General features: G+C 60.9%; 14 protein-coding genes. 8 read left to right on the forward strand and 6 right to left on the reverse strand.

All coding sequences use genetic code 11. The features are described 5' to 3' along the window. Positions 1-197: 197 nt before the first annotated feature. Positions 198-761 carry a hypothetical protein gene (locus HK401_RS03230; RefSeq protein WP_181273214.1) on the reverse strand — a complete coding sequence of 188 codons (564 nt, stop codon included), beginning with the start codon at positions 759-761 and terminating at the stop codon, positions 198-200. Positions 762-842: 81 nt separating this feature from the next. Here HK401_RS03230 and HK401_RS03235 point away from each other — a divergent pair, with 81 nt between their 5' ends. The 3 genes from HK401_RS03235 (at position 843) to HK401_RS20965 (ending at position 2,523) form a co-directional block, all read left to right on the forward strand. After that, entirely contained in the window at positions 843-1,097 is a 255-nt protein-coding gene (locus tag HK401_RS03235; protein WP_181273215.1) for a hypothetical protein, read from the forward strand. Between the two features lie 342 nt (positions 1,098-1,439). Next, positions 1,440-1,727 carry a hypothetical protein gene (locus HK401_RS03240; protein WP_181273216.1) on the forward strand — a complete coding sequence of 96 codons (288 nt, stop codon included), beginning with the start codon at positions 1,440-1,442 and terminating at the stop codon, positions 1,725-1,727. A 79-nt stretch (positions 1,728-1,806) separates the two neighbouring features. Further along, complete coding sequence (locus HK401_RS20965) at positions 1,807-2,523, forward strand: HNH endonuclease (RefSeq protein WP_181273217.1); 717 nt, start codon at positions 1,807-1,809, stop codon at positions 2,521-2,523. Positions 2,524-2,531: 8 nt separating this feature from the next. Here HK401_RS20965 and HK401_RS03250 read toward each other — a convergent pair whose 3' ends face one another. From HK401_RS03250 to HK401_RS03270, 5 genes are all read right to left on the reverse strand, one after another. Further along, positions 2,532-3,626 (reverse strand): type I restriction endonuclease, encoded by a 1,095-nt coding sequence (locus tag HK401_RS03250; protein ID WP_181273218.1) that lies wholly within the window; start codon positions 3,624-3,626, stop codon positions 2,532-2,534. Positions 3,627-3,727: 101 nt separating this feature from the next. Beyond that, positions 3,728-4,039: a hypothetical protein gene (locus HK401_RS03255; RefSeq protein ID WP_181273219.1), complete on the reverse strand. Its 312-nt coding sequence runs from the start codon at positions 4,037-4,039 to the stop codon at positions 3,728-3,730. 101 nt (positions 4,040-4,140) lie between these two features. Then, positions 4,141-5,079, reverse strand: a complete 939-nt coding sequence (locus HK401_RS03260) for a type II secretion system F family protein (protein ID WP_181273220.1) — start codon at positions 5,077-5,079, stop codon at positions 4,141-4,143. Next, positions 5,076-6,017 carry a type II secretion system F family protein gene (locus HK401_RS03265; protein ID WP_181273221.1) on the reverse strand — a complete coding sequence of 314 codons (942 nt, stop codon included), beginning with the start codon at positions 6,015-6,017 and terminating at the stop codon, positions 5,076-5,078. The genes HK401_RS03260 and HK401_RS03265 overlap by 4 nt, the downstream gene beginning before the upstream one ends. Beyond that, entirely contained in the window at positions 6,014-7,237 is a 1,224-nt protein-coding gene (locus tag HK401_RS03270; protein WP_181273222.1) for a TadA family conjugal transfer-associated ATPase, read from the reverse strand. Before HK401_RS03270 ends, HK401_RS03265 begins: the two co-directional genes overlap by 4 nt. 511 nt (positions 7,238-7,748) lie before the next feature. On the opposite strand from HK401_RS03270, the gene HK401_RS20970 reads away from it, so the two are divergent. The 5 genes from HK401_RS20970 to HK401_RS03295 all read left to right on the forward strand — a co-directional run bounded on the left by HK401_RS20970 (position 7,749) and on the right by HK401_RS03295 (position 12,156). Continuing rightward, positions 7,749-8,030 (forward strand): globin family protein, encoded by a 282-nt coding sequence (locus HK401_RS20970; RefSeq protein ID WP_219921652.1) that lies wholly within the window; start codon positions 7,749-7,751, stop codon positions 8,028-8,030. Positions 8,031-8,042: 12 nt separating this feature from the next. After that, positions 8,043-9,167 carry a peptide chain release factor 2 gene (gene prfB, locus HK401_RS03280; protein WP_181273223.1) on the forward strand — a complete coding sequence of 375 codons (1,125 nt, stop codon included), beginning with the start codon at positions 8,043-8,045 and terminating at the stop codon, positions 9,165-9,167. 157 nt (positions 9,168-9,324) lie between these two features. Then, positions 9,325-10,014: a cell division ATP-binding protein FtsE gene (gene ftsE / locus HK401_RS03285; protein ID WP_181273224.1), complete on the forward strand. Its 690-nt coding sequence runs from the start codon at positions 9,325-9,327 to the stop codon at positions 10,012-10,014. Further along, entirely contained in the window at positions 10,011-10,925 is a 915-nt protein-coding gene (gene ftsX / locus HK401_RS03290; RefSeq protein WP_181273225.1) for a permease-like cell division protein FtsX, read from the forward strand. The genes ftsE and ftsX overlap by 4 nt, the downstream gene beginning before the upstream one ends. Position 10,926: 1 nt before the next feature. Next, positions 10,927-12,156 carry a M23 family metallopeptidase gene (locus HK401_RS03295; protein WP_181273226.1) on the forward strand — a complete coding sequence of 410 codons (1,230 nt, stop codon included), beginning with the start codon at positions 10,927-10,929 and terminating at the stop codon, positions 12,154-12,156. Positions 12,157-12,283 lie beyond the last annotated feature (127 nt).

The following is a 12,283-nucleotide window of genomic DNA, read 5'->3' on the forward strand; positions in this document are numbered from 1 at the left end:
TGAACTGTATCACTATCTGGGTCGGTGGCTGAGGGAGTGCGGGTGAATTTTTGGTGCGTGTTGCTATGAGCTTCTATGCGAGGAGTCTTGCCTGTGTGCCGACCCTCGGAACTGCATGCTGGGAGTACGCGGAGGAGTGCAGGAGGCTAGACGCTGGGATGGTGTGTCTTGGGTATTTCGGGAGGCTCTAAAGACCTTCATTGTTCCCGCAGTTTGGCTAGCTCACGATCCATCAACTCGCCAAACTTGCGGGGCTTGTCATGGAATCCCCATAGAAGAAGCTGATCAAACATAGTCTCCTGGAAATTGATGAGGAAGGAAACTATTTCATTGAACGCATTCCCATATCCGGCTGGATCATCCTTGGCTTTGTCGACCCGGATAGCAATGAGCTTTAAAAACTTGTCGATTTGCCTGGGCATCTGAGAGCCGTGTACAGCTGACTCCATCCTGAAGAGGCGGGTCGCTACAATGACTGATTTAACTTTCTCCGGGCCTGTTTCGTGATCGGTATAGGCGGCGATGTAGTTCGCGTAGTAGGCGCGTACCGCTTCAGTCCGGTCACGCTCCTTGGCAGAGTGCTCTAGATCCTTACGCTGGTCTTCAAGAGTGTGATAGTTGCGGATGTCCGCCTTCCTCTGGATCTCAGCATTGGCTTCTCGGTTTAACTCGTCTCTGCTCTTGGCTAGTCCATGGGAGATCCAGACAGAGAAGCCGGACGTGATCAGGCCACCAACAATTGCGCTCAGAAGAGCAGTCATCCAAGGTTCCATGAACGAAGCTTACCGCTCAGGTCAGGTCCGGTATAAGATTGCTGGACATCTGTAGTTGAAGGAGTTGCTGTGACGCCTGTGTATGAGTTCTTGAATAACGTTGAGCCCGTTATTGGTGGAGAGTGGGCCGTCACCACTCGTAGCTATCGAGTTGACGGAGATCGGGAAAGATACGTTCCGATCACGGTTACGTTTGATAGGTACGCAGATGCTGAGCGCATCTACAAGCAAGCCCTACTGCTTTCGGGAAACAGTGACGTTTATCTTGAGCATTTCATCGATGATGAGTGGATTCCCGTAGCTTCGGCACTTCCTGGAGGCTGAACCAGCTTCATCGTTCATTGACCCCCTCGGCTGAGGGGGTCTTTTCTTGTATCGAGACCCTGGGGCCGGTGTGCTCGGGATCAGCTAGGCGAAGAGCGGAGGCCAGAATAGAGCAAGTGTCCTAAGTGTGAAACATACAAGAAATATCCGATTACCACACGTGTCAAATTGTAGATATCTGTCATCGAACAAGTGTACTAATATGATTGCACGGCTAGAACGCTGGGATACCTCGGGGAGCGTTTCGGGGGTCTCGGAGATTCGTATAGATGGAGGGATCGGTGTGCAAGCCTTAGGTGGAGTTGCAAATTCTTTTGATTGGGAGGTCTGGAAGTGAAAGACATGAGTGAGGCTGTCAGGTACTTATCCGAGAGGCACGATGATGGAAGGTTGCTGACGGGGGAGTACCGGGTCAAGGTGAGCGTGCCTCTGGGTGATGGAATGGCACCGGCTGGAGGGGGATGGGTGGAGTCTTCAGAAGTAGCGCGTGTCTATTTCGCTGAGAGGCCGGATGCTGAAGCGGCATACGAGAGGGTGAAGGCTCTTGCTGAACGTGGGGAATCGGTCACGCTGGAGAAGCGGAGAAACCTCAGCAGACCGTTTGAATGGGACGTGATTGAGGCTGGGTGATCGGAGAAGTGCGGTTACTTCAGCCGTAGACTGAACAGCGAGAGCCGTAACTGATATCGGGTGCGTAGGGAGGGGTGTCGTGGTCACGTGGAATTGGACCGAAGAAGAGAAGATTCTCGTAGCTGACCTCAAAGATGATTTGGGTTGGAGGCCTTTTAGGAAGACAACGGCGGGCGTGGCTGAGTTGTCTGCCCTTCTCCGGAGCACGTCGGCTTATTATCCATTCGAAGGTCGGCCAGAAACATTCCGGAACGAGAACGGGGTCGCGCTTAAAGCCGAGAATCTTCAGTACTGGCACCCGAGCCGAACAGGAAAGGGCACGCGTCCTTCCGTCTCGGAGATCCCGATTGTGGAGGCCTTCCTTCTGGACCGAGACCGAATGAAGAGAGTCGCGGCTGAGATTCGTTTACGGCTTGAGGAAGGTCTGAGGCTTGAGGAGGCAGTCTCCAACGAATCAGATCCGCTGGTAATTGAAGCGGCTCAGGAGGGCGGCCTCAAGGCTGTTGTCTCCTACCGCCGTGAGAGAGATCCGAACCTACGTGAGGCAAAGCTGAAATCTGTTCGTGCTGAAGACCGTCCGATTGCTTGCGAAGTCTGTACATTCGACTTTGAAAAGACCTACGGAGATCGCGGTCGTGGATATATAGAAGTCCACCATGTCACGCCATTGCATGTGTCTGGAGTTGTGCAGACGCGCTTAGAAGATCTCGTATTGCTCTGTTCAAACTGTCACCGGATGATCCATAGGAGTGGGTGGCTGAGGCCCGAAGAGCTGAAAGATATGGTGCGAGAATAGAGGCAGATTTAGTCCATGTACCTATTCACTGTTGCTCGGATTGCTTCGGCGTGCTCGTAGATGGAATCTAGGCCTTCTAGCTCGTGTCGAGTCTCAGACTTGTTTTCGTCAAACAGTCCAATGTACTTCTTGCTCTTGCTGTTGAAATGAAGTCGCGCGATTGGTTTCCGGTTGTTGTCATCTAGCAAGACGGCAAAGTAGGACTTGGAATCGCGTTGTGCGACTCGCTCAGGCTTGACTTCACTGCAAGCGATTGCCTTGACGATCTGGTAACCCTCAAGCTCTTCAAGAGTTGTTTCGATTGTTGTATCCCGGTCCAGATCTTCTTCAGCTACAGGCTGACTAGTGGGGGCGTCTGCATTATCTGAAATCTTTGCCGACGCGTACGAAGCACCAAGCGCAGACTTGAGGCGGTCATTGGCTTCCTCGTTTAGGAATTGTTTGCAGGCTTTTCCGACAAGTTCTGTGAATAGAACTCGGATCTCCTGGGTGAACCGACCGTCATATACCCGCGAGGTGAAGAGACGCACGAAATCAGAATCAGGTTCTTTGAACTGCGACGTGATTTCTCGCTTGAGTGCACCTACATACTTCAGTTCCTCTGCGGCACTGTAGATGGAATTGAGGTCGAAGTCTTCTTTGGTCAGCTTTCTCAGTTCCGGAAGGATCGATTCGTCTATATCACTGAGGTCGAGGACCATGAACGGCCGATCATCCATGCGGTTTGGAGCGTCAAGATCGGTGTAGAAATTGTAGATCTCACCGTTCGTGAGAATGGCGATTTGCGCGTTGGTGACTGAGAAGTAGCGGTAGAGCTGAGAGGCGTGTTCCACCTTGAGCGAGCCTGTAGTCGGCTTGCATTCGATGAGGAGCTGTACCTCGCCCTCACGCATAATGGCGTAGTCCACCTTTTCGCCACGTTTGACTCCTACGTCGGCGGTGAACTCTGGGACTACTTCAAGAGGATTGAAAATGTCGTAGCCGAGAATGGTGGAGATGAACGGCATGATGAACGCGTTCTTCGTTGCTTCTTCTGTCAGTATCGCGTCTCGCTGATTGTGGATCTTCGTCGCTAGTGCGGCCAGTCGCTCTTCGAATTCCATGTTCTCCTCCTTGAGTTAATCCCAAGAGTAACCGTGACAAAAGTTTTTGCCTACTACCGTCACACAGTGCGCTTCGGGCGCATGCTTCCGGCGCGTCTCAATTACCGACTGTTGACTATAGGTGCAGGTGGACGGCCCGAATTTACTGTTTGCGGTTTGATAGTTGGATTTACCAATCCTGCTGTCATCAAGGTGATGAGAACCCAACCGGGCACGTCACCGCGATCGGGCGGATCGTACTCGCTGTCGAAATCGGTGTCCTCCCCAGGATGGGGGCCCGAGCCGGAATCGGCCTCGGTCCCGTACTCACGGTCGGTCGCCTCGCTGCGGGTGGACCCACCTCGGCGATGGGGTGCTCCGGCGATCAGCCCGAATATGAGCGCGATGAGTCGGTAGCTGAACTGGCGGAACATGGTGTCTCCTTCTTCCGGGTGAACTGCGGGACGATCATCTGGGTCAGGTTCGACCTTCGGTCGATGGGCTGCGGCGTGCTCCGGTGCACGCGGATCGGCGGTCACGGGCTGAGGTCGAGGACGGTCAGGGACGGGAAGACGGCGAAGATGACGGTGACGGGGAGGACGAAGACGACGACGGGTACCAGCATCCCGATCTCCTTCCTCCCGGAGAGCTCGAGCAGTCGTCGTCGTGACTGTTCGCGCACGTCAGCGGCTTGGGAACGCAGCACCTCGGCCAACGGCGTGCCGCGGGTCATCGACACTGCCAGACCGTCGACGAATTGGACGATCTCGGGGATCGCGATGCGCGTGGCCATGCCGTCGAGCGCTTCGACCAGAGGAGTGCCTGTGCGGGTGGCGGCCAAGGCTGCCCGGAGTTCGTCGATGAGGTCACCCGAGCATGTGCGGCACACGCGTTCGAGAGCCTCGACGATGCCCTCACCTGCGGTGATAGATAGAGCGAGGAGTTCGGCGACGGTGGGGAACTCGGCGAGGACGCGGGATTCGTGCCGGTTGATCGCCTGACTGAGGCGCCAATCGTTGAACACGTGGCCGGCGATGCCGCCGCTGATGATGAGGACGAGGGTGACGATGGGGGAGAATCCGCGCTGGGCCGACAGCAGACCGGCCAGCCCTCCGCCGGCGATCATGCCCACGAGGATGCTGAGCACCTGGTTGATGCGGAAGCGTTCGATCGTGGCATTCCCGCCGAGGCGGTCGATGCGCAGCCGCAGAGTCGCATCCGTGGTGATGCGCGAGGTCACCCAGAGCGTCGAGGTGACCAGCCACGATTTCGCCAGTCCCCAGAATCCTTCGGTGCGCGGGGTCGGGGGAGCGTAGATGTCGACCAGGGACTCCTGATCGCGCAGGTACGGTGCGATCCGCGACGACAGGCTGGGACGGCGCAGGGGAGGCAATGCGAAGACGAAGGCGCACAGGGCGAGTCCGTTGAGCAGTCCGAGTGCGAGCACGGACAGGGGATCGCCGAGGATGCTCATGCCGCCTGCCCGCCGGTCTCGTCTGCGGCGCCGATGAAGCGGCGGTGCGCTGCGCTGAGTGAGGAGCCTTCGATGACGCGCGGTTCGCTCGGGAGTCTGCCGATGCGCTTCATCGCCTGGTAGGCCAGCAGCGATACGACGAATCCTGCGGCCAACAGGATGAGGCCCGTCTGTGAGTTGTAGGCCGTCGCGGTCTCCGGCCGGGTGGACAGCAGCGCGAGCACCACCCATGGTGCGGCCACGGCCAGACGGGCGCCGTTGACGGTCCACTGCTGTCGGGCAGAGAGTTCGTTGCGGGTCCGAGCGTCATCGCGTACGAACTGCGCCAGGGCGCGCAGCATGGTGCCGAGATCACTGCCGCCGACCTGCCGAGTGACGCTCAATGCTGCGACGATGCGGTCGGCCACCGGATCCGCACTGACCTGCCTGAAGCGCTCGAGTGCGAGGGCGAACGAACCGCTGGCACGGTATTCCTCCGCGAAGACCTCGAACAGGGGACGCAGCGGCTCCGGTCCTCGATAAGCGAGTGAACTCAGGGCCTCGGGCAGGGACAGGCCCGCTCGGACTCCGGAATTGAGGTGGTCGAGGGTCTCCGGCCACAGCTCGCGCCGCATCACTTCGCGACCGCGCGCACGGTGCTGGAGCAGACGGTGGGGCAGCCACGAGGTGAAGAGGCCGAAGCACAGGGCGATCGCCCACGAACCGGTGAGCACGGTGGCGACGACCGCGACGATGCAGAAGGCGGCGATAGAAATGAGGAGCAGGTGCACCGGGCGCAGACGAGGAAACCCGGCCCCGGTGAGCATGTCGTCGAGTTCGCGCACCCACCGCCGCTGCGTCCTCGCCCCGGTCGGTCGCTGCCACAGCGACATCCAGATGAGCAGCAGCCCGACCCCGAGGCAGGCGCCGATGAGCAGTGCGTACTGCGAATAGCTCACGCCGCCTCCAGAATGGCGTGCAGATCCCGGCCGATGGCCGCGAATCGTTCGCCGAGGTGGCCGAACCCCTGACCGCGGACGAGCTGTCCGTGTGGGGAGTGGAAGATCGTGTCGAGTTCGACGACGTCGCCTTCGACGCCGCCGGGGACGGCACAGATTTCGTCGACGCGGCGCACCCCGGTGGGGTCCCGTCGCAGGTGGACGACGACGTCGAGGCTGACCGCGACGGTGGGGACGACGAAGGCCGACGAGATGTTCGCCCCGGCGAGCAGGGGCAGCGTGCAGATCTTCGTGATCGCCGCGCGAGCGGAGTTCGCGTGCAGCGTCGACATTCCGGCGAGACCCGAATTCAAGGCGATGAGCATGTCGAGGCTCTCGGCCTCTCGGACCTCGCCGACGATGATGCGGGTCGGGCGCATGCGCAGGGCCTCTTTGACCAGGGCCCGCAGAGTGACCTCGCCGGTGCCTTCGAGCGAGGGCTGGCGGCACTGCATCGGCACCCAGTCGCGGCTGGGCAGGTTGAGTTCGAAGACCTCTTCGCAGGAGATCGTGCGCTCGCGGGCCGGGATCGAACCGGCCAGGGCGTTGAGCATGGTGGTCTTCCCGGCCTGCGTCGCCCCGGAGACGAGGATGTTCGCTCCGCAGGCCACGGATGCGTCGAGGAATGCGGCGGCGCTCGGGGTGAGCGAGCCGTTCGAGACGAGATTTTCCAGATTGCGGGGACGGGCGATGAACTTGCGGATATTCACGGCCGGGTGGCTGCGCGTGATGTCGGGCAGCACCACGTGCAGGCGGGAACCGTCGGGCAGGATCGCATCGACGAAGGGCTGCGAGAGGTCGACGCGACGACCCGAGGTGCGCAGCATCCGCTCGATGAGGTCGTCGAGTTCAGCGGAGCTGAGCTTCGTCGTCGTCAGCTGGTGGACACCGTCGACGGCGATGAAGACTTCGCTGGGACTGTTGATCCAGATCTCCTCGACGTGCGGGTCGTCGAAATAGTCCTGCAGGACGCCGAAGCCGGAGAGCTGATTGTCGATACGCCGGAAGGTCTCCTCCTTGTCCTCGAGGAGTGGCAGGTCGGCGACGAGGCTGCGTTCGTCATATTCGGCGATGACGGTGCGGATGAGCTCGCGGGAGCGCTGGATATCGGCGCGCGGGTCCACATCGAGATCCCTGATCCGTTTGTGGACCTCGCTGGTGATGACTTCGGTGGCTTCCACAGTGAACCCTTGCCCAGACCATTCAAATGACAGCGAGATTTGCTGTTTAACCTATCTGTAGTCGAATGAATAATCCAGAGTGTTTGCAAATCTGTGGATAACTTCCGTGTGGTTTGCCTAATGACGGAAGTGTAGTTACATAATATGTCTTTGCGTGCGGCCGAGGGCGGGAGCGGAGTGCGCTTGGGGGCGGGTCTGTCGTGCTGCGCAGGGGCTGTCTGAGGGTATCGGTGTCCAGTTGCGTGGAACCGCGTTACGGTATACATTTTCCTCACCAGTTCTCGCGATGCAGCGACTCGAGCCGCGCCGCCGGCGGCGCTTTTGGTTCCCGGTTGCTGAGTCGGCTCTTCCGCGGGCACCTGCGCCGACCTGTGCCGGTACGAAGAATCTCAGATTCTACAACTCGTAGAAATAGTTCTACCGACCGTACTAGCGTCGAATGTGCAAGCAGAACAGCGACCTGACCAGGCCGCTCCAGCACTGCGGTGACCATGCCGCGAAAGGAGCAGAAGTGATCTCCCAGCCCGCTCTCGCCATCGTCCGGAACACCCTCCCCGCCGTCGGGGCCGCCATCGGCGACATCACCCCGATCGTCTACAAGCGGATGTTCACCGCGCGTCCCGAACTGCTGCGAGATCTGTTCAACCGCGGCAACCAGGCCCAGGGCGAGCAGCAGAAGGCTCTGGCCGGCGCGATCCGAACCGGGCGGCTCGTGAACCGGCGGATGCGCGCCGAGGTGGCCCAACCTCGGCGCGCATCCGCCGTTTCCTGCCCCGGGGAGGGCATGCACTAGAATCGAGGCATTATGGCCTCCACTGATTACTCTTCCGAAATCGCCAACCTCCGTCAGACGTACAAGGCGATTCTCGACGTGTCCGACCTGGACAATCTGCGCGACGAGGTCGCCGAGCTCACTGAGGAGGCGTCGTCGCCGACCTTCTGGGACGACCCGGATTCGGCGCAGAAGACCTCGGCGAAACTTTCGCACAAGCAGGGGACTCTGGAGAAGCTCGAGAAGTTCGGGCAGCGGATCGACGATGCCGAGCTCCTCGTCGAGATGTCGCAGGACGAGGGTGACGCCGACTCACTCGAAGAAGCTGATCGGGACATCAAGAAGCTGCGCGATCAGCTGGCCGAGCTCGAGATCTCGACTCTGCTCAACCACGAGTACGACGAACGCTCGGCCGTCGTCACCGTGCGTTCGGGTGCCGGCGGCGACGATGCGACCGACTGGGCGCAGATGCTCACCCGCATGTACATCCGCTGGGCGGAGAACCGCGGTTACGGCGTTCAGGAGCTCGACACCTCCTACGCCGAAGGCGCCGGAGTGAAGTCCGCGACGATCCAGATCAACGCCCCCTACGCCTACGGCACGTTGTCGGTCGAGGCCGGCACCCACCGCCTCGTGCGCATCAGCCCCTTCGACAATCAGGGCCGCCGGCAGACCTCCTTCGCTGCGGTCGAGGTGGTCCCGCTCATCGAGTCGACCGACCACATCGAGGTCGACGAGAACGACCTGCGCATCGACGTCTACCGGTCCTCAGGGCCCGGCGGGCAGTCGGTGAACACGACGGACTCGGCCGTGCGCATCACCCACATCCCCACCGGCGTGGTCGTGAGCATGCAGAACGAGAAGTCACAGATCCAGAACCGTGAGGCCGCGATGCGCGTCCTCCAGTCACGACTCCTCGAGCGCAAGCGCCAGGAAGAAGCGGCGCAGAAGAAGGAGCTGGCCGGGGACATCAAGGCCAGCTGGGGCGACCAGATGCGCTCCTATGTCACGCACCCATACCAGATGGTCAAGGACCTGCGCACCGGCTACGAGGTCAACAACCCCTCCGCGGTCTTCGACGGCGACCTCGACGGGCTCATCGAGGCCGGCATCCGCTGGCGCAAGGAACAGGAGATCGCCGAGGAGGCCGAGGCCTGAGCTGACCGCCGCCTCGGTGAGGGCATCGCCACAGTCCGACGACCGACTGTGAACTTCATCAGACCGCAACACACGCCCGCTCGCCTCCCGGGACATCACGGAGCTGTTACGTACAGTGGAAACGGCCGAGCCACCCGCGACATGATTGAAGACCGACTTGATCAGATTCGACTCCGTTTCGAAGTCCTACGACACACGAACACGTAAGGCACTCGACGACATCTCGTTCGAAGCCGACCGCGGTGAATTCGTGTTCCTCGTCGGAGCCTCCGGTTCGGGAAAGTCCACGGTCATCCGCCTCATCCTCCGCGAAGAGGTCCCGACTGCCGGGCGGATCCACATCGCCGGGAAGTCCGTGGTGAAGATGCCCAGCTGGAAGGTGCCCTACCTGCGGCGGGGGATCGGAACCGTGTTCCAGGACTTCCGTCTGCTGCCGAACAAGACCGTCTTCGCCAACGTTGCCTTCGCACTGCAGGTGATCGGTAAGTCTCGCGCGGCCATGTCGACCCTCGTCCCCGACGTCCTCGAGACCGTGGGTCTGGCAGGGAAGGAGAAGCGCTATCCCAGCGAACTCTCCGGCGGTGAGCAGCAGCGAGTGGCCATCGCCCGCGCCGTGGTCAACAAGCCCGGAATCCTGCTCGCCGATGAGCCCACGGGCAACCTCGATCCGACGACGAGTGCCGACATCATGAGCGTGCTGGAGAAGATCAACCGCAACGGCACCACCGTGCTCATGGCCACCCACGACGGTGAGATCGTCAACCGGATGCGCCGCCGTGTCATCGAACTGCGGGAGGGCGAGATCGTCCGCGACGTCGAAGAAGGCACCTACGGAGTCGCCTCATGAGAGCCGGATTCATCCTCTCCGAGGTCGTCTCGGGCCTGCGGAAGAACTTCTCCATGGTCCTCTCTGTCATCCTCGTGACCTTCGTGTCGCTGCTCTTCGTCGGTGCCGCGATTCTGCTGCAGATGCAGGTCGGGCAGATGAAGGACTTCTGGTACGACCGAGTGCAGGTCTCTGTGTTCCTCTGCCCGTCGGACTCGGAGGCGACGAACTGCGTCGACGGTGAGGTCACCGGCGATCAGAAGGAGCAGATCAAGGCCGAACTCGAAAGCTCCGAACTCGCCCCCTATGTCGACAAGGTCTACTTCGAGGACAAGTCCGAGGCCTACGAGCACTTCCAAGACCAGTTCAAGGGCACCAGTCTCGAAGGCACCGTGCCCAAGGACGACATGAACGAGTCCTTCCGGGTTAAACTCAAGGACGCCGAGAAGTACGACATCATCAAGGAGACGTTCTCCTCGACACCCGGAGTCGAAGAGGTCGTCGACCAGAACCAGCTGCTCGACCGGCTGTTCGGGGTGCTCAACATCGCCACCATCGTGGCCGTGGCCATCGCCGGCATCATGCTCGTGTGCGCGATGCTGCTCATCGCCACCACCATCCGCCTCTCCGCGTTCTCCCGACGCCGGGAGACCGGCATCATGCGACTCGTCGGTGCCTCGAACACCTTCATCCAGATGCCGTTCCTCCTTGAGGGAGTCATCGCCTCGGCGATCGGCGCGACACTGTCGGCCGGCGTGCTGGGTCTGCTCGTGCACTTCGGCATCAGCGGCTGGCTGCAGGGGCAGGCGACCGGGTTCAGCCTCATCTCCGGCTGGGACGTTCTCCTCATCGCCCCCGTGCTCATCGTCATCGGCGTGATCATGGCCGGAGCCTCCTCGTTGATCACCCTCAACAAGTACACGAAGGTCTGAGATGAAGCACAGGCTCGGACTCGCCGTCACCGCGGCTGTACTCGCGCTGGTCCTGCCGACCGCCTCGGCGGTGGCCGACCCCAGGGACGACAAGAGCAAGGTCGATGACCGCGTCAAGGAACTCCAGCAGGAATTCGAGGGACTCGACGAGGATCTCGCGCGCGTCATCGCCGAACGCGATGAGGCGCAGGAGAAGCTGCCCGACGCGGAGGCGGAATCGAAGGCCGCCGACGATGCGTTGGCCGAGGCGATCGAGAAGGATCAGGACATGGCTGCGAGGCTGACCTCGGCCGAGAACGCGCAGAAGGATCTCAAGTCATCGATCAAGTCGGGCACCGAGGAGATCGGCAAGCACAAGACTTCGGCCGCGCGCATCGGGCGTCAGGCGTACCAGAACTCGGGCATCACCTCGGACCTGGCGATGCTCCTGCAGATGGCCGAGGGTACGAGCGCCGACGGCGGCATCGGGCGGGTGGATTCTGCTGTGCGCAGCCAGCAGCGCACGATCGACAAGCTCTCCGAGCAGCGCGCATTGAACAAGAACAATGAGGAGCGCCTGTCGGGCGTGACCGAGAAGATCTCCGACCTCAAGGACGAAGCCGCCGAGGCTGTCGTGGCCAAGGAAGCCGCGCAGGTCGATGCGAAGAAGAAGGCCGACAGCCTCAACGATCTGATCTCGGCGAAGGACGATGCGGAGAAGACGATCTCCGACAACAAGGCCACGACCGAGAAGCAGCTCGCCGATGAGAAGGCCGAGCAGGACCGTCTGGCGAAGAAGGTCCGCGAGTGGGAGAAGGAGCAGGAGAAGAAGGGCAACTTCACCTTCGGTGACGGTGTGCTGGCCAACCCGGCCAAGGGGTACCCGATCACTTCGCCGTTCGGCTATCGCATTCACCCGATCACGGGGGCGAAGAAGCTGCACTCCGGAACGGACTTCGGTGTTCCCTGCGGCACCCCGATCCATGCGGCCGGCGACGGCGTCGTCGTCGGGGCCGGCTGGACTGGCGGCTACGGAAACCGGGTGGTCGTCTCCCACGGCAAGATCAAGGGCGACTCGATCGCTTCGACGTACAACCACAACACGAAGGTCAAGGTCCACGCCGGCCAGAAGGTCAAGAAGGGCGACGTCATCTCGATCTCCGGCACGACCGGCGCCTCGACCGGCTGCCACCTGCACTTCGAGATCATGAAGAACGGCGGCTACGTCAATCCGATGCCCTACATCTCCTGACCCCATTTGCTACCCGACGGCGGCCCAGCAACCTCGCGCGAGGTTGCAGGGCCGCCGTCAGGTAGCAATGAGGGGGTGGGGGGGGGGGGGGACGGCGCTTGGGCCCAGGCGCCGGGGCCCGAGGGGG

It is taken from the genome of Brevibacterium oceani (assembly GCF_013623835.1).
Taxonomy (GTDB): domain Bacteria; phylum Actinomycetota; class Actinomycetes; order Actinomycetales; family Brevibacteriaceae; genus Brevibacterium; species Brevibacterium oceani.